General features: G+C 47.2%; 16 protein-coding genes. All 16 read left to right on the top strand.

The genetic code is table 11. The features are described 5' to 3' along the window. The first annotated feature begins 3 nt into the window (after positions 1 to 3). The 16 genes from BQ7480_RS00525 (at position 4) to BQ7480_RS00450 (ending at position 22417) form a co-directional block, all read left to right on the top strand. A complete protein-coding gene (locus BQ7480_RS00525; RefSeq protein ID WP_161946423.1) occupies positions 4 to 1191 on the top strand; it encodes an AGE family epimerase/isomerase in 1188 nt (395 codons plus the stop codon). A 38-nt stretch (positions 1192 to 1229) separates the two neighbouring features. After that, positions 1230 to 2468, top strand: a complete 1239-nt coding sequence (locus tag BQ7480_RS00520) for an MFS transporter (RefSeq protein ID WP_072541282.1) — start codon at positions 1230 to 1232, stop codon at positions 2466 to 2468. Positions 2469 to 2483: 15 nt separating this feature from the next. Then, positions 2484 to 2930 (top strand): NanQ anomerase/TabA/YiaL family protein, encoded by a 447-nt coding sequence (locus BQ7480_RS00515; protein WP_072541281.1) that lies wholly within the window; start codon positions 2484 to 2486, stop codon positions 2928 to 2930. Positions 2931 to 2945: 15 nt separating this feature from the next. Continuing rightward, on the top strand, positions 2946 to 4568 hold the full coding sequence (locus tag BQ7480_RS00510) for a sialidase family protein (protein ID WP_072541280.1): 1623 nt from the start codon (positions 2946 to 2948) through the stop codon (positions 4566 to 4568). A gap of 247 nt (positions 4569 to 4815) precedes the next feature. Then, positions 4816 to 5979, top strand: coding sequence for an IS4 family transposase (locus BQ7480_RS00505; RefSeq protein ID WP_072541279.1), 1164 nt, complete (start codon positions 4816 to 4818; stop codon positions 5977 to 5979). 392 nt (positions 5980 to 6371) lie between these two features. Beyond that, on the top strand, positions 6372 to 7658 hold the full coding sequence (locus tag BQ7480_RS00500; RefSeq protein ID WP_048318236.1) for an IS1380 family transposase: 1287 nt from the start codon (positions 6372 to 6374) through the stop codon (positions 7656 to 7658). A gap of 181 nt (positions 7659 to 7839) precedes the next feature. Next, positions 7840 to 11184: a SusC/RagA family TonB-linked outer membrane protein gene (locus BQ7480_RS00495; RefSeq protein WP_072541278.1), complete on the top strand. Its 3345-nt coding sequence runs from the start codon at positions 7840 to 7842 to the stop codon at positions 11182 to 11184. A 24-nt stretch (positions 11185 to 11208) separates the two neighbouring features. Continuing rightward, the gene (locus tag BQ7480_RS00490) at positions 11209 to 12933 is read left to right on the top strand and encodes a RagB/SusD family nutrient uptake outer membrane protein (RefSeq protein ID WP_072541277.1); all 1725 of its coding nucleotides are present in this window, start codon (positions 11209 to 11211) and stop codon (positions 12931 to 12933) included. A gap of 291 nt (positions 12934 to 13224) precedes the next feature. Then, positions 13225 to 14745 carry a THUMP domain-containing class I SAM-dependent RNA methyltransferase gene (locus BQ7480_RS00485; RefSeq protein ID WP_072541276.1) on the top strand — a complete coding sequence of 507 codons (1521 nt, stop codon included), beginning with the start codon at positions 13225 to 13227 and terminating at the stop codon, positions 14743 to 14745. Positions 14746 to 14758: 13 nt separating this feature from the next. Continuing rightward, positions 14759 to 17005: a S9 family peptidase gene (locus tag BQ7480_RS00480; protein WP_072541275.1), complete on the top strand. Its 2247-nt coding sequence runs from the start codon at positions 14759 to 14761 to the stop codon at positions 17003 to 17005. 23 nt (positions 17006 to 17028) lie between these two features. Beyond that, positions 17029 to 18303, top strand: coding sequence for a phosphoribosylamine--glycine ligase (gene purD, locus BQ7480_RS00475; RefSeq protein ID WP_072541274.1), 1275 nt, complete (start codon positions 17029 to 17031; stop codon positions 18301 to 18303). A gap of 2 nt (positions 18304 to 18305) precedes the next feature. Next, positions 18306 to 19241 (top strand): hypothetical protein, encoded by a 936-nt coding sequence (locus tag BQ7480_RS00470; RefSeq protein WP_072541273.1) that lies wholly within the window; start codon positions 18306 to 18308, stop codon positions 19239 to 19241. After that, on the top strand, positions 19217 to 19681 hold the full coding sequence (locus BQ7480_RS00465) for a YqaA family protein (RefSeq protein WP_072541272.1): 465 nt from the start codon (positions 19217 to 19219) through the stop codon (positions 19679 to 19681). Before BQ7480_RS00470 ends, BQ7480_RS00465 begins: the two co-directional genes overlap by 25 nt. A 71-nt stretch (positions 19682 to 19752) precedes the next feature. Then, entirely contained in the window at positions 19753 to 20412 is a 660-nt protein-coding gene (gene mnmD / locus BQ7480_RS00460) for a tRNA (5-methylaminomethyl-2-thiouridine)(34)-methyltransferase MnmC2 (protein ID WP_072543824.1), read from the top strand. A gap of 342 nt (positions 20413 to 20754) precedes the next feature. Next, the gene (locus BQ7480_RS00455; protein ID WP_394332640.1) at positions 20755 to 21639 is read left to right on the top strand and encodes a metal ABC transporter solute-binding protein, Zn/Mn family; all 885 of its coding nucleotides are present in this window, start codon (positions 20755 to 20757) and stop codon (positions 21637 to 21639) included. A gap of 10 nt (positions 21640 to 21649) precedes the next feature. Then, positions 21650 to 22417 (top strand): metal ABC transporter ATP-binding protein, encoded by a 768-nt coding sequence (locus BQ7480_RS00450; RefSeq protein WP_072541270.1) that lies wholly within the window; start codon positions 21650 to 21652, stop codon positions 22415 to 22417. The last annotated feature ends 95 nt before the right edge of the window (positions 22418 to 22512 follow it).

Here is a 22512-nt window from a genome sequence, read left to right as displayed (position 1 = left end):
CTTATGATGTGCATAGATACCTACGCAAAATACTGGGCGGAGAACTACAAAGAAGATCTCACCCACAACATCATGCCTTTCTGGCTGAAATATGGTCTCGACAAGAAACACGGAGGTGTATATACCTGCGTGGCACGCGACGGACAGCTGTTCGACACCACCAAGTCGGTATGGTTCCAGGGCCGGTTTGCCTTTATCTGTTCTTTTGCCTACAATCATGTGGAAAAGAACCCGGAATGGCTGGAAGCAGCCAAACTGACGCTGGATTTCATTGAAAACCACTGTTTCGATACAGACGGAAGAATGTATTTCGAAGTCATGGCCGACGGCACACCGCTCCGGAAAAGAAGATATGTGTTTTCTGAAAGCTTCGCCGCCATCGCCATGTCGGAATATGCACTGGCTACCGGCAACCAGGAATATGCAAAGAAAGCACTCGACCTATTCAAGCGGATGCGTCATTTCCTGCACACACCGGGCATTCTGGAACCGAAATACCTTCCGACTCTCCAGGCACAGGGCCATTCCATCACCATGATCATGGTCAACGTAGCTTCCTGCATCAAGCAAGTGATTTCCGACCCGGAACTGGATGCCCAGATTGAGGAATCCATCCATGCGTTGAAAAATTACTTCATGCACCCGGAATTTAAGGCTTTACTTGAAATGGTAGGCCCTAAAGGAGAATTCATCGACACCATGAACGGACGTACCATCAACCCGGGACATTGCATCGAGACGTCCTGGTTCCTGTTCGACGTAGCCCGTAACATGGGCGGAAACAAGGAGCTCATCGACATGGCGCTAACCATTCTCGACTGGTCATGGGAATGGGGATGGGACAAGCAGTACGGAGGCATCATCAACTTCAAGGACTGCAAGAACCTGCCTCCTCAAGACTATTCACAGGACATGAAATTCTGGTGGCCGCAAACCGAAGCCATCATCGCCAACCTGTATGCCTATAAGCTGACCAAAGACGAAAAGTACCTGAAACGCCACAAACAAATCAGTGAGTGGACGTATGCCCATTTTCCCGACAATGAGTTCGGCGAATGGTATGGATACCTGCACCGCGACGGCACAGTAGCCCAACCCGCAAAAGGTAACTTGTTCAAAGGTCCTTTCCATATTCCACGAATGATGGTCAAGGGATATACTTTATGTAAAGAAATACTTGCCGGAGAATAATCCGGCAAGTACCATTGCTAACTGAATAATCATAATATATGAAGAACTCTAAGATTTATCCTTGGGTTGTAGTAGGATTGCTGTGGGGCGTGGCATTGCTCAACTATATGGACCGCCAAATGCTCAGCACCATGAAGGAGGCCATGCAGATGGATATCACGGAATTGCAATCGGCTACCAACTTCGGCCGTCTGATGGCGATTTTTCTCTGGATTTACGCATTGATGAGTCCGGTTTCGGGTGTCATTGCCGACCGTCTGAGCCGCAAATGGCTGATTGTAGGCAGTTTGTTCGTATGGTCTTCTGTCACCTACCTGATGGGAGTGGCCGACACCTTCAACCAGATTGTCTGGCTGCGTGCCTTGATGGGAGTGAGCGAAGCGCTCTACATCCCTGCCGGACTTTCCCTGATTGCAGACTACCACACCGGGAAATCCCGCTCTTTAGCTGTAGGCATCCACATGACCGGTCTGTACACTGGCCAGGCCATCGGAGGATTCGGAGCTACCGTGGCTGCGGCTGTCTCCTGGCATACCACCTTCCATTGGTTCGGTATCATCGGAATCGCCTACGCCGTGATTCTGATGTTATTCCTACACGACAAAAAGACGGAATCCATCCCCACAGAAAAATTGCAAGCTCCACCGCATAAAGAAAAGGAGAGCGTATTCATCAGTCTGAAATCCTTGCTGACCAATGTGGCTTTTTGGGTAATCTTGCTCTATTTTGCCGCTCCAAGCCTTCCCGGATGGGCTACCAAAAACTGGCTCCCGACCTTGTTTGCTGAAAACCTTAACTTACCGATGTCACAGGCTGGCCCTATCTCTACCATTACGATTGCCGTTTCTTCCTTCATCGGTGTCATTATCGGTGGTCCGTTATCCGACTGGTGGATACAAAAGAACTTGCGCGGACGCGTATATACCGGAGCCATCGGTTTGGGACTGACCATCCCTTCCTTGCTCTTATTAGGCTTTGGACACAACCTGGTGGCTGTAGTGGGTGCCGGACTGCTGTTCGGTATCGGATATGGCATCTTCGACACCAACAACATGCCTATCCTCTGCCAGTTCGTATCGTCCAAACAAAGAGCCACGGCATACGGAGTGATGAACATGGTGGGAGTTTCTGCCGGTGCCTTCATTACACATCTGCTGGGCCGTTGGGGAGACAACGGCAGCCTGGGAGCCGGTTTTGCCATGCTGGCCATTGTGGTGGCAGTCGCTCTCTGCGTGCAATTATACTTCCTGCGCCCCAAGACAGACAATATGGAATAATAAAACTTTGAAAATATGATTGTTTCCAATTTACAAAACAGTGCCCGGATTGAAGCACTCCACCCTCTGTTCAAACAGTTGTTTGATTATGTAAAAAGTCATGACCTTCTGCATACTCCATGTGGAAGAATCGAACTGGACGGGAACAACCTGTTCATCAACAATGTAAACCCCACATGTGTCAAGGCATCCGAACAGGTGCTCGAAGTACACCGTGACTACATTGACATACACATCCTGCTGGAAGGAAAGGAACGTATCGGCTGGAAAGCGATGGAAGATGTCTGCCAACTGAAACAAGCTTACCAGGAAGAAGGAGATTGCGCCCTCTATACGGACACTCCCACGTGTTTCGTGGACCTGCTTCCGGGACAATTCCTGATTGTCTATCCGGAAGACCCTCATGCTCCACTCATCGGAGAAGGAAAAATCAGAAAACTGATAGCTAAAGTAAAAATCTAACCCAAACTCTTAATTATGAGAAAATTACTTTCCCTATGTATCGGAATGATTTCTATCAGCCTGCAAGCCGCCGACACGGTATTTGTGAAAACCCCACAGGTGCCCATTCTGATAGAAAGACATGACAATGTGCTGGCCTATATGCGGCTTGATGCAAAAGAGACCCAGACACTGGAAAATGTCACCCTCACGTTCGACAAAGAGGTTCCGCTTTCACAGATAAAAGCAGTCAAACTCTATTATAGTGGTACGGACGCTTCCCAAGACAGAGGAAAAAAACGGTTTGCCCCGGTAGAATATATCTCCAGTCAGACTCCTGGCCAGACGTTATCGGCAAACCCTTCCTATTCTATCAAGAAATCGGAAGTAACCCCCAAGAAACATACCCTTACGCTGGAGGGCAAGCAGAACCTGTTTCCCGGATACAATTTCTTCTGGATCAGCATTGAGATGCAACCCACGGCCTCACTGCAAACCAAAATCAGTGCCGAAATCACGCAAGTGAAAGCAGACGGGAAAATTCTCCCGACCAAAAATGCAGAGGAACAAAAGGTGGTGCAGAGAATGGCAGTCGGCGTACGTCATGCCGGTGACGACGGTTCTGCCGCCTTCCGTATCCCCGGTCTGGTTACGACCAACAAAGGTACTCTTCTGGGCGTATATGACGTACGTTACAACAGCAGTGTGGACCTGCAGGAACACATCGATATCGGTCTCAGCCGTAGTACAGACGGTGGAAAGACCTGGGAGAAAATGCGTCTGCCACTGGCCTTTAAAGAATATGGAGGGCTTCCGTCGGCTCAGAACGGCGTAGGTGACCCTTCCATTCTGGTAGACACCCAAACGAATACAGTATGGATTGTAGCAGCCTGGACGCACGGAATGGGCAACCAACGAGCTTGGTGGAGTTCCCATCCGGGCATGGACCTGAACCACACGGCCCAGCTGGTACTGGCCAAAAGTACAGACGATGGAAAGACCTGGTCCGAGCCTATCAACATCACCGAACAGGTGAAGCTTCCGGAATGGTACTTCCTGCTTCAGGGACCGGGACGAGGCATCACCATGGAAGACGGTACCTTGGTGTTCCCTATCCAGTTCATCGACAAGACCCGTATTCCAAATGCAGGCATCATGTATAGCAAAGACCATGGAAAAACCTGGACCATCCACCACCATGCACGTACCAATACCACAGAAGCGCAGGTGGCCGAACTCGAACCTGGCACTCTCATGCTGAACATGCGTGACAACCGGGGAGGAAGCCGGGCTGTATATACCACACGGGATTTAGGCAAGACGTGGAAAGAACATGAATCTTCCCGTACGGCCCTGATAGAGCCTGTATGTATGGCCAGCCTGATCAGCGTGAAAGCCAAGGACAACGTGCTGGGAAAAGACCTGCTGATTTTCTCCAACCCCAACTCAACCAGCGCGCGAAAGGACATGACCATCAAAATCAGTCTGGACGGAGGAAATACCTGGAGCCCGGAACATCAGTTACTATTGGATGAGGGATACAACTGGGGATATTCCTGCCTGACCATGATTGATAAAGAAACCATCGGTATATTGTACGAGAGCAGCGTAGCCCACATGACGTTCCAAAGTATTAAGCTCCGTGATATTATAAAATAATTTATTATATAACAGATTTGATTAAAAAGGGAATATTGCTAGCAATATTCCCTTTTTATTTATTGATAATCAAAATATAACATTATTATTTTCAATATATATACAAATCTTATTGAAGATAAAACACTACTGTCCCGTTAAAAAAGGGAATCGGTCTTTGAAATAGTTGAAATATAGTCTTTTACAAGCATTTTTAGGGTGCGACGATTTGAAATTGCTACATTGTAGTCTATAAGATAGACTGCATATGAACAAAAACAAATATATCTTTGCCCAATTGGTAGAATTTCTTGATAAAGATAAGTTTCGCCACTTAGTTGACAAATACAATGGCAATCGGTATGTCAAGTCATTCACGTGCTGGAACCAACTTCTTGCATTGATGTTTGGTCAGCTTAGTAATTGTGAAAGTCTACGCGATGTAGTCGTGGCGCTGGAAGCGCATCATACCAAATGCTATCATCTTGGAATAGGACGGAATCCTATTGCTAAAACGACATTTGCTTCAGCCAACCAAAATCGAGATTACCGCATCTTTGAAGACTTTGCATTCTTCATGATGGAACAGGCTCGGAAAAAACAGGCAACAGATATTTTTAAGTTGAAAGGGCATGTGTATGCTTTCGATTCTACGACAATACCTTTATGTCTGTCTATCTTCTGGTGGGCCAAGTTTCGTAAGAAGAAAGGTGGTGTAAAAGCTCATGTGTTGTATGACTTGGAAGCACAAGTCCCAGCATACTTCCACTTCTCTACAGCATCTGTCCACGATTCAAAAGCAATGAAGTATATTCCTTATGAATCAGGGTCTTACTATGTGTTTGACCGTGGTTACAATGCCTTCAAAGAACTCCATAAGATACATTTGCACGAGTCTTTCTTTATAGTGAGAGCCAAGAAGAATCTACAGTTTAAATGTATCCGATGGAGACGCAGATTGCCAAAGAATGTACTTACCGATTCTGTAATAGAACTTACCGACATAATCACTCGGCAGAAGTATCCTGAGCGGTTGCGCTTAGTGAAGTACAGAGACGAAAATCAGGATAGAGAGTTTGTCTTTCTTACCAATGCTTTTCATCTCACTTCACTTGAAATCGTCGAACTGTATAAAAACCGCTGGCAGGTTGAGTTGTTCTTCAAATGGCTAAAGCAGCACCTCAAAATTAAGAAGTTTTGGGGTACTACGGAGAACGCTGTTCGAATCCAAATCAGTACTGCCATTATCAGTTATTGCCTTGTTGCTATAGTGCAACATGATATGCAACTGGAACGGTCAACATATGAAGTTCTACAAATTCTAAGCATTTCTCTTACGGACAAAACATGCCTTAAGGAACTGTTTGATAAGACTAATTTCAACGATGTCAAAGAACTCAATTCTTCCCTTTTTCCGGGATTGTTTGATTAATATTAATTTGTCCCGATTTTAACGGGACACTAATGAAGATAAAAAATAAACATTCATCCTTATTAAAAGGTGCATAAACAAAATTGTACACCTATAAGAACCAATATTTCATAAAATATTTTTCTAAATAATTGCGTTTTTAATTTTTTATTTCTATATTTGTCGCACACAGATAGGCATGATTAATAAAATCAATTAAATACTACCTTCGGTTAACCTAGGCTATTCAATCTCAAACTTTAACCTTTTATATGTACCTAAATTCCGCAGCATTTTAGTTTAACTTATTTTATAAGTACCTGAGCAACAAAAAGTTGCTCAGGATTTTGCCATGTCAGATTTTTCACCTATCTTAGTGTTGCAAATCAAAATATGTATCAAACCCGACAGACATGGCAAAGGTAGCAATAAAATCTGAGAAACTCTCTCCTTTTGGAGGAATTTTTTCAATAATGGAGCAATTTGACTCCAATCTCTCATCTGTAATCGACTCAACCCTCGGTATGAGATGTAGGCTGTATGGTTATCAATACAGCGAAATCATCCGTTCGCTTATGAGCGTTTATTTCTGTGGCGGCTCATGCATAGAGGATGTCACCACTCATCTGATGTACCACCTCTCGCTTCATCCGACATTTCGCACATGCAGTGCCGACACGATTCTCAGAGCCATAAAGGAACTGACCCAGGATAACATTTCCTACACATCCGACACTGGCAAGACCTACGACTTCAACACGGCAGACATGCTGAATACACTGCTCCTCAATTGCCTATTGTCCACAGGGCAGCTGAAAGAGGGCGAGGGGTATGACGTTGACTTCGACCACCAGTTCATAGAGGCTGAGAAGTTTGATGCGAAACCCACATACAAGAAGTTTCTCGGGTACCGTCCAGGTGTGGCTGTCATTGGCGACATGATTGTCGGCATAGAGAACAGCGACGGCAACACTAACGTTCGTTTCCACCAGAAGGACACGTTGAGGAGATTCTTTGAGAGGATTGAACAGAAAGGATTGACAGTCAATCGTTTCAGGGCAGATTGCGGATCCTGCTCAGAGGAAATTGTGGAAGAGGTCGGAAAGCATTGCATGACTTTCTATATCCGCGCCAACCGCTGCGGTTCGCTCTACGATGACATCTTTGCACTCAGAGGGTGGAAGAGAGAGGAACTGGGCGGCATTGAGTTTGAACTGAACTCCATTCTTGTTGAGAAATGGAAAGGGAGGGCATACCGTCTTGTAATCCAAAGGCAGAAGCGAATTGACGGTGAGATTGACCTGTGGGAAGGCGAATACACCTACCGCTGCATCCTTACAAATGACTACGAGTCTTCCGAGAAAGAGATTGTCAAATTCTATAACCTCCGTGGAGGGAAGGAACGCATCTTCGATGAAATGAATAACGGATTCGGCTGGAACAGGCTTCCAAAATCCTTCATGGGAGAAAACACGGTGTTTCTTCTGCTTACGGCACTCATACGCAACTTCTATAAATTCATCATGGCGAGGCTTGACGTGAAGAGGTTCGGACTCAAAGCAACAAGCCGCATCAAGGCGTTTGTCTTCAAGTTCATCTCTGTGCCAGCCAAATGGGGCAGGACATCAAGGCAGTATGTGCTGAATATCTATTCATGCAACAACGCTTATGCTGATGTGTTCCAGAATGACTTTGGATAACACCGACAACTTATGGTCGTGACTTTGCGTATTGCCTCAAGTCGCATGGTGGGGTAAGGGGCGTTTATATGTCTTTATGGTGACATTCGATGCACTGTGCCCCCTTTTTACTAACGATGCAGATTATTTTCGCTTCTGTATCATATAGGCGCGTAGTTGCGGATTTGAGGATGTACAAATTATGAATAAGAAAGTTAAGTCTGTCGGCATATGCCTGCTGCTAGGCAGCCTATCCACAGGAATGGCGTATGCAGACTTATCCAAAAACCAATCTGAAATTGACATCGTACAGCAATCGGGTGTATGTCAAGGTACTGTGAAAGACGCCGCAGGCGAATCTGTCATCGGTGCTTCCGTAATAGTGAAAGGAACCACCAACGGAACCATTACCGACATCGATGGAAACTTCTCATTATCAAACGTAAAGAAAGGAGACATGATTGAAATTTCTTTCGTGGGATATAACACACAGACCGTAAAATGGGATGGCACAAATCTGACCATTACCTTAAAAGAAGATACACAGACACTGGATGAAGTAGTGGTACTTGCTTATGGAGTAAAGCAGAAGCGAGGAAAACTTACCAACTCAGTATCCAGCGTAAGCGAGGAAACTTTAACAGTGGGTTCATACGGTGATCCCGCACAAGCATTGGTGGGCGCAATATCAGGTGTAAAAGTAAATCAAACATCTGGTTTTGCAGGTGCAACTCCTACAATCACTCTTCGTGGTGGTACAAGTTATAATGGCACTGGGTCTCCACTCGTGGTAGTGGATGGACAGATTCGGACAGACGGATTGAGTGATCTTAATCCCAACGATATTGAATCAATGGAAGTTATGAAAGATGCAGGTGCTACGGCAATTTATGGGGCACGTGCTGCCAACGGTGTTATACTTGTAACCACCAAACAAGGTAAATCGGGAAAAGCCCAAGTCAACTTCAACATGAAAGTAGGTGCACAATATTATAATCCCACTTATGACATGATGTCGGGCAAAGATTATATATATTGGATGAGAAAAGCCATCGCCAATACACCTTGGTGTACAGCCTCGGGTAATCTTACCTCTTCTAATAGCAGCGTGGGTACTGGAGCAACAGAATTGTCTAAAGGAAGCCAGTTTAATGTATTGAACTATACCGGATCAGAATACCAACAGGATCTCATCAACAAGCATGGATGGCAGGTGATGGACGACCCCATAGGAGACGGCAAGATTTTGTTTAAAGATACCGATGCCTCCCAATATAACATCAACAGTCCGGCTCTTTCTCAAGAATACAACTTGAGTTTTTCTGGAGGTAATGAACGAGGAAAGTACTATGCAGGTCTAGGCTATTACGACTCAAAAGGTTTGCCTGTAAGTTCTTTCTACAAGCGTTATTCATACGCATTAACAGGAAGCTACAAAATCACCAACTGGTTAGACGCCAGTTCTATATTCAACTATAACCGTGCAAATTGGCAAACAGGTCCAGGATACGTGGCAAGCCAATATGGCAGCAACCTGGATAAATACTACTTCGGACGCGTCCTCACCCTTCCACCGACTCTTCGCTTAGAAGATGAAGAAGGCAATTATTTGCTCGGTCTCAACAAGGCAGATGGAAACTACTTGTACGAAAACGACAAATTTCAGCGTGACTACCAAACCGACAAATTCAATATGACCCAAACATTGGAAGCGACTTTGTTCGAAGGATTCAAACTGAGAGGAACAATGGCATGGAGTTATAGCGAATATACATCGGAAACATTCAACAAAGGCTACCACACCAATCAAGCAGAAACCGTCATGAATACGGAATACGGCTCTGCGGCGGAATTTTACCGTTATTTCAACCAGACTTATAACTTAATCGCTTCGTACGACAAACAGTTTGGAGACCATTCTGTCAATGCCATGGCCGGAGTCGAGTTTTGGGACAAACAATATAAACGCATGTATGCCTATGGAAAAGGGGCGCCTACCGATGACTTTGCAGACTTAGGATATACGTCAGATGAGAAAGGTTATCGCACTGTAGATACAGAACACAACCGAGAACGTATTATGTCATATTTCGGTCGCTTCCAATACGACTATCTGGGCCGTTACATCGTGGCATTCACCTTCCGTGAGGACGGTTATTCACGCCTCATAAACAACCGTTGGGGATTCTTCCCAGGTGTATCGGCAGGATGGGTTTTCTCTGACGAAAATTTCTATTCTCCACTCAAAAACATAGCTAATTACGGAAAATTGCGCCTCAGCTATGGTATTAACGGCAGTATAGATACCAATTACATCGGCATCTATACCTTACATGGAGCATACGGCTCTAGTAAATACAATGGAAACACCGGATATATTATGAGCACACTTCCTAATCCGGACTTACGCTGGGAAAAAACTCGCACCGCAGAAGTAGGCCTCGACCTTGGTTTCTTAAACAACAGATTTACTGTTGGATTTACTTTCTACGACCGTCTGACTTCGAACAAGTATGCATCACTGTCACTACCACCTACAACTGGATTCAATTCCGTAACCAACAACAACGGTAAATTCCGTAACCGCGGTATTGAAATAGACATCAATGCTAATCTGATGAAAAAGAAAGACTTTACTTGGACATTGGGTGGCAACATAGCCTACAACAAGAACACCGTAGTACAATTACCTTTCAACGATTTGAAGAACAATCGCCAGGGAGGTACCGAAATTTATACAGGAAATGGAAACGAAACCCATTTCGTAGGTGGCTTGCAGGAAGGACAGACGCCTTATAACGTATTGGTAGGATATGGCGTAAACAAGATGGTTCGTACTGAAAAAGATCTGGTCGACGGTTATTGTGATATATCACAATCTATTGCTGTTTACTATGGCGAGAAAGGTTTGCAAAAGCTTAAAGATGCAGGCTGGACAGGTAAAACAACAGAGCTGGCACGTGGAGACCTCATGTTTGAAGATATCAACAATGATGGGAAAATAGACTCTTACGACAGAAAAGTGCTCGGAAACACAACCCCTAAATGGAATGGAGGTTTCAACACCACTTTAAGCTGGAAAGGTCTTTCCCTCTATTTGCGTACAGATTTTGGGTTAGGATTTGTAACATACGATGGAATGAAATCATGGATCAACGGATGTGCCCAAGGTTCATATAATATGACAACAGACATAAAGGATTCCTGGACACCCGAGAACCCCAACGCCAAATACCCTCGTTATGTTTGGGCCGACCAATTGGGAGCTAATAACTGGATACGTACATCCGAATTATTCGTTACAAAAGGTAATTACCTTGCTTTCAGAGAGCTACAGTTATCCTATTCACTACCCAAGAATATATGCAATAAATTCCGTTGCCAGAATTTGAGACTCTCAGTCACAGGACAGAATCTCGGATATCTGACAAGCAGTGATTGTGCCATACCCGACTACATCGTTTCTACCGATGGAAACAACTCGGGCTGGGGAGGTGCTTATGCTCTGCCTCGGACTGTGTTGTTCGGACTTGACATTACATTCTAAACTTTACATTAAAGACCACAAATTATGAAAAGAAATAAAATATACGCTTTACTATCTGCCGTAATTATTACCACCGGCATGGGGATGACATCCTGCTCGGACTGGCTCGACCTTAATCCTATAGATTATTATGGAGCAGGAAATTTCTGGAAAACAGAATCACAAGCCATAGGAAACCTTAGTGCACAGATGTCACAATTGAGAGGGCGTAGCTTCCAAATCAATATTACGTATGGTGAGTTACGTGGAGGAGCTTATACAAGAGAAACAGGAGGCTCCGACGGTTCTTCTCTTTCCGACCAGATTCTCCGAGACCAAAATCTGTCGCAGACAAACTATGCAGTATCCAACTTTGGCGGATACTGGGGATTGATATCCAATGTCAACCTGTTCATCAAGAACGTAGAATCGGCAAATTATTTCTCCAGTGAAGAGAAAAGGAAATATTGCTTGGGAATGGCTTATGGCATGCGCGCTTACTATTATTTCCTCATGTACCGTGCATACGGAGGAGTACCTTTACGCCTGACTCCAGATGTAGCGGAAGGAAATTATAATGCGGCTCAGCTGTACATGGCTCGTGCCAAAGCTTCCGAAACCATGAAACAGATAAAGGAGGATATCCGAGTGTCTTTGGAAAACTTCGGCAATCAAGATTCTTTTAACTTTAATGATGACCACAAAAACGCCAAATATTATTGGTCTAAAGCTGCCACCGAAATGCTTGCCGGCGAAGTCTACTTGTGGAATGCCAAAGTGGCTACGGGCGACCAACCCATCGTAAAAGAGGATCTTGCTATAGCAAAAACCTATTTTACGAATGTGACAAAGAACTACGGATTATCTTTACAGCCTACTTTTAAAAAGGTTTTTGAAGTGAACAACAAACAAAACTCCGAAATTATTCTGGCCTTCATGCATTCTGATACTGAAAGCCCCAATGGTATACCTGGAGGTTTTACCTATTCTATCACCACCGGATATACAAAGGGGACAGCATACGACAATGAGGGAAATCTGTGGGACAACCCTTTGACAGTTCCGGGGCAAGTACACCGCTACCAATATAGCAATGCCTTATGGTACCAGTTTGATGACAAAGACACCCGCCGGGACGCCTCACTTTATCCTTCATGGCATGATAAAGCTAAAACCCAATTAAGAGGAACGTTTGTATGTAAGAATTTAGGTTCTGTATTGGAAACTACCGGATACAAATGTTTTAACGGCGACCAGCCCATTTACCGTTTACCGTTGGCTTATTTGTATCTGGCAGAAATAGCCAACATGGAAAACGACAATGCCAATGTCAAATATTACATCAATAAAGTACGTGAACGTGCATACGGTGAGACTAATTGGAACGAAGCCACATACGGCTATAAACCGGGAACCTTTCTTGAAAATGAGGTGGCTATCCTCCACGAAAAAGATAAAGAATTCATCCAGGAAGGTCAACGTTGGTACGATGTTCGCCGTATGTCTGTAAGCCCCAACTGCGGAGAAACAGACCATCTGGTATTCCACAGTGAAGGCAGTATAGCTTATGGGCTTGACCTTGCTTCTCATCCCAAATGGAAAGAACTAAGCCCCAACAAATGGGAAGAGACCCCTGCCCCACAACTGGTTGCAGAACCTCTCATCTCTCCCACCCAGTCTTACCGTGTACTTTGGCCACTTAGCACCAGCGACTTGAACAATGACCCATTGCTGGTTCAAACACCAGGATATGAAATGGGTGGAAAATAAAATTTCCTTTCAGGACTCCCTTATAAAGTTTCAATAGGTACTTTCCCCTCTCTTTATGGCTCGCTCCAATAAATGAGAGGGGATTTTTATTACCTAACTCTGAAAAGCCTAAAAAATGAAACAGAGTTTCTTCATCTTACTTCAAACACGTCATTCTCAAAGACATCGAAAACCTCCTTTAACTCTCTGGCAAAATGACATTTCCACAGAAAACATTTTCAAACAGTTGATTAGCAAGCCGAATTTTCGTAATTTTGCCCCTATCAATTGAAATTACGTAATTTTATCAAGATGAATCAAGAATTCGAGCTTATCGCCAAGACCTTCCAGGGACTGGAAGAAGTTCTGGCACAAGAACTCACAGAGCTGGGAGCCAGCAACATTGAAATCGGCCGACGCATGGTTTCTTTCACCGGCGACAAGGCCATGATGTATAAGGCAAACTTCTGCCTGCGCACCGCCATCCGTATTTTAAAACCCATCAAACATTTCACAGCCAAGACGGCCGACGAAGTATATGAAGCCGTGAAAAGCATCGAATGGGAGAAATACCTCGACAACATGAGCAGTTTTTCCGTGGATGCCGTGGTTTATTCCAGCGAATTCCGCCATTCCAAGTTTGTGGCCTACAAGGTGAAGGATGCAGTGGTCGACTATTTCCGTGAAAAGACTGGCAACCGTCCTTCCATACGTATCAGTAATCCGGACCTGGCCATTCACATTCACATTGCGGAAGAAGAATGTACACTGGCACTCGACAGTTCCGGCGAATCCCTCCATCGCAGAGGCTACCGTCAGGAACAAGTGGAAGCACCGCTGAATGAAGTGTTGGCTGCCGGTATGATTCTGATGACAGGCTGGAGAGGCGAATGCGACCTGATTGATCCGATGTGCGGTTCAGGTACCATCCCTATCGAAGCGGCCCTGATAGCCCGTAACATTGCGCCGGGAGTGTTCCGCAAAGAGTTCGGATTCGAAAAATGGAAAGATTTTGACCAGGAACTTTTCGATGCCATTTATAACGATGATTCACAGGAACGTGAATTCGCGCATAAGATTTACGGGTACGACAACAATCCGAAAGCCAACGAGATTGCCCAGCACAACGTGAAAGCGGCAGGAGTCAGCAAGGATGTCATCCTGAAAATCCAACCGTTCCAGCAGTTTGAAAAGCCAGAACAGAAAAGCATCATCATCACCAACCCGCCGTATGGAGAACGTATCTCTTCCGACGATTTGCTGGGCCTCTACCAGATGATTGGGGAACGTTTGAAACATGCCTTCACAGGAAACGATGCCTGGATTCTGAGCTACCGCGACGAATGTTTCGACCAGATTGGCCTGAAGGCTTCCGTGAAAGTACCTTTGTTCAACGGTGCCTTGGAGTGTCAGTTCCGCAAATACCAGATTTTTGACGGGAAATACAAGGAATTCCGCTCAGAAAACAGTGACAAGGAGTTCAAGCCGAAGCACGAAGAGAAACCGGCCCGCCCGCGTCATCACGGAGAAAAAGTGGAATACGTACGTAAGGAACGCAAAGAGGGCGCTCGTGGAGAACGGAAAGAAGGTTTCCGAAGCGAACGCAAAGAAGGTTTCCGCAAAGATTCCGACCAGAAAGAAACGTTCCGCGGACGGAAAGCCGGCGACGGAAAAGAATTTACCCGCGAACGCCGCAAAGAATTCAAATACAAAGAGGAACCGAAACCGCGCAACCCGCGTCCTTCTACGGATGACGGACGCCCGAAAGCGGCTCCTGCTCCTCGCTACATGCACAAGCGCCGCAGCGAGGAAGAAGAAAATTCACAGGATTAAAGACAAGTCACACATGAAACGTATATTTTTATTCTTCTTTTTATGTAGTATGACCGTCCTCACCACTTTTGCCCAGGAAAAAAAAGCTGCCTATACGCTGGAAGATGTCATTCCGGGCGGCAACAATTATTTCAACCTGATGCCCAAGAACATTCCGGGACTGCAATGGTGGGGGGATGTATGTGTACGCGCGGACGTGGAAAATATCCGCCGTATCCAGTTGAAAGATGGCAAGGAAACCGTACTGGTAACCTTGGAAGAAGTGAACCAGGCTCTTGAAAAAGGAGAAAAGCCTTTCCAGCTATCGCACGAACTGAAACCGCTCCGCAGTCTGATGGCTGCTTCATTGCCTTGGGCGGAACGGAAAGTAATTGTATTCCAGCAAAGCAACTACTGGGTGGAATATGATTTCGGACAGAAAAAGATTACCAACCTGTTCCGCCTGAACGAAAAAGCAGGTAACCTGGACTTCTGCAAGGCCAATGACAAAGTAGCCTATACCATCGGCAACGGTCTGTTTGTAGCCGACAAGGGAGAAGAAAGCCGGCAAATCAATCCGTCACAGACGGAAGAAGGAGTGGTTTACGGTCAGGCTGTACACCGCAACGAGTTTGGCATCTATAAGGGTACATTCTGGAGTCCGAAAGGAAACTACCTGGCTTTCTACCGCATGGACCAGAGTATGGTGACCGATTATCCGCAGGTAAATACTTCCACCCGTATCGCTACCCTGGAACCGGACAAATATCCGATGGCGGGCATGACCAGCCACAAGGTGACCGTGGGAGTGTACGATGTAAAAACTGGGAAAGTGATTTACTTGCAGGCAGGCGACCCTACCGACCGTTATTTCACCAATGTCAGCTGGTCGCCCGACGAGCAGCATATCTACGTCATCGAGCTGAACCGCGACCAGAACCATGCACAGCTGGTCAGCTATCAGGCTGCCACCGGAGAAAAGGAAGGTATCCTGTATGAAGAAAAGCATCCGAAATACGTAGAACCTCAACACCCATTGGTATTCCTGCCATGGGATGAAACTCAGTTCATCTACCAAAGCCAGCGCGACGGTTTCAACCACCTGTACCTGATGGATACGAAAACCAAAGGAGAAGGAGTTTGGAAGAATGGCAAACTGGAAGGCAGCACCTACCTGGAGCACCTGAAAGTCACTCCTTTGACCCAAGGTGACTGGCTGGTTCAGGATATTTTAGGATTCAATGCGGACAAGAAGGAGATTATTATCGGCAGTACGGAAATCTCTCCGCTGCAGACCAATCTGTTCAGCCTCAACGTGAAAACCGGGAAACGTACACTACTGGGAGAAAAAGACGGCATGCACCGGGCTTCTCTCTCCGCCAGCGGTACGTATTTGATAGATAACTTCTCTTCTTTCACCGTGGGACGGGAAATCACCTTGCTACCTACCAGCGGCAAGAAGGGAACCACCCTGCTGAAGGCCGACGACCCGATGCGCAGTCAGTTCAACTTGCCGGAAATCACCCTCGGAACTCTTAAAGCTGCCGACGGAAAGACGGATTTATATTACCGCCTGATTAAACCGGTGGACTTTGACCCGAACAAGAAATATCCGGCCATCATCTATGTATATGGCGGACCGCATGCACAGCTCATCCACAACACGCGCTTCTACGATGCCAGAGGATGGGACCTGTACATGGCACAGAAAGGATATGTCATGCTGACGGTAGACAGCCGGGGAAGTGACAACCGGGGATTGGCGTTTGAAAACTGTACATTCCGTCACCTGGGAGTGGAAGAGATGAAAGACCAGGTGAAAGGAGTGGAATTCCTGAAATCCCTGTCGTACGTAGACGGTGAACGCATAGGCGTACATGGCTGGAGCTTCGGCGGTTTCATGACCACCAACCTCATGCTGACTTATCCCGATATTTTCAAAGTGGGGGTAACCGGCGGACCGGTCATCGACTGGAAGTTCTATGAAGTGATGTACGGCGAACGTTACATGGATACGCCACAGGCGAATCCGGAAGGCTACAAAGGCTCCGACCTGAAACTGAAAGCCGGCAACCTGAAAGGCCGTCTGGAAATCATCATCGGCGGAACCGACCCCACCTGCGTACCCCAGCACACTTACACGTTCCTGAGAGCATGTATCGAAGCTGGCACACACCCCGACCTCTTCATTTATCCGGAAGACGGACACAACATGATGGGGCGCGACCGTGTACACCTGCACGAACACATCACCCGCTATTTTGAAGACCATTTGAAATAATCGACTAAAAAACAGATACGTATATGAAACTTTTACTGTTAGGTTCAGGAGGACGCGAACATGCACTGGCATGGAAAATCGCACAAAGCCCGAAAATTGAGAAGTTGTACATAGCTCCGGGAAATGCCGGCACACGCGAAGTGGGCGAAAATGTAGCCATCAAGGCCGACGACTTTGAAGGTATCAAGCAATTTGTCATCGACAACGGTATCGACATGGTAGTGGTAGGTCCGGAAGACCCGCTGGTGAAGGGGGTATATGATTTCTTCAAGCATGATGAAGCCTTGAAACAGATTCCGGTCATCGGACCGTCGAAAGCAGGAGCCGTACTGGAAGGAAGCAAGGAATTTGCCAAAGGATTCATGCAACGTCACCACATCCCGACAGCCGGATACAAGAGCATTACTGCAGCCAATCTGGAAGAGGGACTGGCTTTCCTGGAAACACTGGAAGCTCCTTACGTGCTGAAGGCCGACGGACTTTGTGCCGGAAAAGGGGTGCTGATTCTCCCTACCTTGGAAGAAGCCAAGAAGGAACTGAAGGAAATGCTGGGCGGCATGTTCGGCAACGCTTCGGCTACGGTGGTAATCGAGGAATTCCTGAGCGGCATTGAATGTTCGGTATTCGTACTGACCGACGGAAAGAGTTACAAGATTCTGCCGGAAGCCAAAGACTACAAGCGTATCGGTGAAGGCGACAAAGGCCTGAACACCGGCGGTATGGGTTCTGTTTCTCCCGTTCCGTTTGCCGACGCTGACTGGATGAAGAAAGTGGAAGACCGCATCATCCGTCCTACGGTAGAAGGGTTGGCGGCAGAAGGTATCGACTACAAAGGATTTATCTTCTTCGGACTGATTAGCGTGAAAGGTGAACCGATGGTCATCGAATACAATGTCCGTATGGGCGACCCCGAGACAGAAAGCGTCATGCTGCGTATCAAGAGCGACCTGGTAGACCTCTTCGAGGGAGTAGCCCAGGGCAACCTGAACGAAAAGACGCTGGAAATCGACCCACGGTCGGCTGTCTGCGTCATGCTGGTATCCGGAGGCTATCCGGAGGCTTACGAAAAGGGATTTCCGATTAGCGGCATCGAGGAAGCCAAAGCAGGCGGAAGCACCGTATTCCATGCCGGTACGGCCCTGAAAGACGGACAGGTAGTGACTTCCGGCGGACGTGTCATCGCCGTCAGTTCTTACGGTGCCAACAAGGAAGAAGCTTTGGCACAGTCTTTCCGGAATGCAGGAAAAATCCACTTCGAGAAGAAATATTTCCGTTCTGACATCGGATTCGACCTCTAAACATGCTTGCGCGAAACAAATTTCAATATGAACTGGCAACAGGAAGAATCACTCTTCCTGTTGCCGTTATTTTCTGTCTGCTTCTATGGGCCATCACCTACCACGAAGAAACGGACTTCATTTCTTTGGCCATTCACGGCCTGATAACCTACTTCCTGATAGAGCTGAACACCACTTTCTCGCTCATCCGCACACGTACCACGCTGCATGCGGCCCTGTATCTTTTTTTCTTTGGGGGAATTCCTTTCCTGCACACCTACTCGCACGAACAATGGATTCCACTGCTGTTTGTCATCAGCTTTGCCTATCTGTTCCGGAGTTATGAGTCGCCCTACGCGGCCATCCCTATCTTCCACACCTTTCTCTGCATCGGCATCAGCAGTTTCCTGTTGCCACAGACCTTGTATTTCATTCCTCTGATTTACTTTTACATGATGGGATTGCGCGCGTTTACTCTCCGCACTTTCTTTGCGGGCCTGACGGGTATCTTCACCCCCTACTGGATTATGCTTTGCTACCACCTGTACACAGGCACGCCGGAAAAAATCGGCGAACCGTTCCTGCAGCTTTCCAGCTTTCCTCCGATAGACTATTCCGTGCTGTCACTGTCCCAGCTGGTATCCGGCGGTGCGGCTCTGCTGATTATCCTCATCTGTGGTATAGAAGGCTTGCTGCATATCTATCAGGACAAGGTACAGACACGTATCATGCTCCGTATCCTTCTCATCACCGGAGCGGCCACCCTGGTCTGCATGATACTCATCCCTTCCCATTTCAATACCTTTTTCACCATGACGCTCATCGCAGGCTCCATCCTGGGAGGACACCTGCTGGCACTGACCTTCAACCGTTTTACCCGCATCTTCCTGTGGGCAGCCTTCGCCCTCTGGATTGGCGTATGTATATTTAATGTATGGATGCATTTATTCAATTTCTGATAGACTGGGGATACTGGGGGATGTTTCTCTCGGCTTTCCTGGCAGGTACCATCCTGCCCTTCAGTTCGGAAGTGGTCCTGCTGGCCTGCGTGGGGCTGGGACTGGACCCGGTGTGGTCTACTCTTTTCACCACGGCAGGCAATGCCCTGGGAGGTGTGACCTGCTACTGGATAGGACGGATGGGAAAGACCGAATGGATTGAAAAATATTTCAAGGTCGACAAGAAGCAGATGGACCGAGCCGTCCGCTTCATTCACGGACGGGGTTCATGGATGGCCTTCTTCTCGTTCCTGCCCGTCATCGGCGACGCCTTGCTCATCGCCCTGGGTTTCATGCGGGGCAACTTCTGGATTACCACCCTTGCCATGACCATCGGCAAGCTGGCACGCTATGCCATCATCGTGGCCACGGCACTGGGCGTATTCCAATATCTCCAATAAGAAACCGGCACATATTTTCCTTACTTACAGGATATGCGTATCTTTGCAACAACGCAATTGATAGCTTTATGATTACACTTGAAACGACAGCCGACGGAAGCAACACCCTGTTTGTGCCGGAACTGGACGAGCATTATCACTCCGTGAAAGGAGCCTTGACAGAATCGCAGCACATCTTCATCCAGATGGGGCTGAACCACTCGCAGGCGGAAAATCCTCATGTACTGGAAATCGGGTTCGGTACCGGGCTGAATGCCTTTCTGACCCTGCTGGAAGCTGAGAAACAGCATAGAGAAGTCTGTTTCACCAGCATCGAGCGATACCCGCTGGGAGAAGACATCGTGCGGAAACTGGGATATCCGGAGATAATCGCCCCGGAAGCCAGCGAAAAGTTCTATGCCCTGCACGCTGCCCCATGGAACCGGCCTGTCCGCCTCTCTCCCTGTTTCACCCTGCACAAGATAGAAGGAGATTTCACGCACTTCGATTTCCAGTCTCACTACGACGTGGTCTACTTCGATGCCTTCGCACCGGAAAAACAGCCGGCAATGTGGAGCCAGCCCCTTTTTGACCACCTGTACCGGCAAATGAATCCCGGCGGCATCCTTACCACCTACTGTGCCAAAGGCGTGGTAAGAAGAATGCTTCAGGCTGCCGGATTCACCGTAGAACGGCTTCCGGGTCCTCCGGGAGGCAAACGGGAGATTCTCCGTGCCAGCAAGGAAATTTGAAAACACCGTGTCATAAAAGGTGAAAAGCGGCGACATTGTCTATGTTTCCCGCCCGCGAGCCCTACGTTTTCCACACCGGAAACATACGTTTCTGCGGTGGAAAACGTAGGGCTCCGCTGTGAGAAACATACAAAACAAGAAAACATTTTCCGATTCATGCAAGAGAATTTGCCCATTATTGCTTTCGAAACATATCCTTTCCCCCAGGCACCCCCCACTTACTCCAGCTGAAAAAAAAATAAGACGGTCAAGAAGAGTTTTTCCCTTCTCTCCACACGAAACTTCAGACGCTTGCTTTCAAGCCTCGGAAAGATTTTGTAGCTTTGCAAAAATACTTATCTAATAGCTGAATATATGTGCACAAAAAAATACCTTTTCCTGCTTCTGATGGGGCTGGTACTCGCCGCATGTACAGGAAATGAGGGGAACGACAAACGACAAACACTGACCGTAACCATTGAACCTCTACGCTACTTCACGGAAGCCATCGCCGGAGACAAGTTCCAGGTGGTGAGCATCGTTCCCAAAGGAGGGAATCCCGAAACTTACGACCCTACCCCACAACAGCTCGTTGATTTGGCACGGAGCAAAGCCTACCTGCGTATCGGACACATCGGCTTTGAACAGACCTGGACTGAAAGATTGCAGGCCAATACGCCCAAACTGCCGTTTTACGACATGTCGCAAGGAGTCGACCTTATTCATGAGATACATCCGCATGCCCATACGCATGGAAACCTGGACGGCGTGGAGCCGCATATCTGGAATTCGATACCGAATGCCCACATCATCTCGGCCAACATCTGCAAGGCGCTGTCGGAGATTGACCCCGACAACCAAGCGTATTATCAAAACCGGCTGGACAGCCTGCAACAGGTGATTGACCGTACGGAGCGGGAAATGCAGCGCTACCTGTCGAATGCCGACCCGAGCTTCCTGATTTACCATCCGGCACTGAGTTATTTTGCCCGCGACTACAGCCTGCAGCAAATCAGCATCGAGGAGGGAGGAAAAGAACCTTCGCCCACGCATCTGCAGGAGCTGATGAACACCTGCAAGCAGAAACAGGTGCGGGTGGTATTCGTACAGCAGGAGTTCGACCAACGCAATGCCGAAGTGATAGCGCAGGAGCTTCACTTGAAAATCGTACCCATCAACCCGCTGACTTACAACTGGGACAAGGAAATGATTCATATCGCCAAATCCCTGAGCAAAAACGAGCAATAAACAATCGCCCATGAACCAACCGCTTATCAGACTGACCGGAATATCGGCCGCATACGACCAGAAAAAGGTCTTGGAAAATGTAAACCTGGAAATTGCAGAAAAAGATTTTCTGGGAGTCATCGGACCGAACGGAGGAGGAAAAACCACGTTGATGAAAATCATACTGGGCTTGCTGAAACCCACTTCCGGCCGCATCCAATTTTTTGAGGCGGGAAAGGAAGTGGATGAAATTACCATGGGCTACCTTCCCCAATACAACCGTATCGACAAGAAGTTCCCGATTTCGGTCTACGAAGTAGTGCTGTCGGGACTGAACAAGCAGAAATCATTGTTTCGTGCTTTCTCCAAGGAACAGCACGAGAAAGTGCGGCAGACCATTGTCCGCATGGGACTGGAAGGACTGGAGCAAAGGGCCATCGGACAACTGAGCGGCGGACAGCTGCAACGGGCTTTGCTGGGACGGGCGCTGGTTTCCGACCCCAAAGTGGTGATTCTGGACGAGCCCAACACATATATCGACAAGCGCTTTGAAGCCCGGCTTTATGCTTTATTGGAGGAAATCAACAAGGAACGTGCCATCGTCCTGGTGAGTCATGACATCGGCACCATTCTGCAGAACGTGAAGAGTGTGGCCTGCGTGAACGGCACACTGGATTACCATCCGGATACGGAAGTCTCCGCCGAGTGGCTGGAAACGCAGTTTGAGTGTCCCATCGAACTGCTGGGACATGGCAATTTGCCTCATCGCATCCTGAAATGCCATCACCATGAAGAGTAAAGGGCCGCTTTTAACGCCTTTTGCAACATTATCATTTACTTTTGGGACTTGATTTGCAAATGTTTGCTATCTTTGCCGCATTGAATTTTAACGAG

The organism is Bacteroides mediterraneensis (assembly GCF_900128455.1).
GTDB classification, from domain to species: Bacteria; Bacteroidota; Bacteroidia; order Bacteroidales; family Bacteroidaceae; genus Phocaeicola; species Phocaeicola mediterraneensis.
Note: the sequence above shows the minus strand (reverse complement) of the source record. Positions and strands in the feature narration are given on the sequence as shown.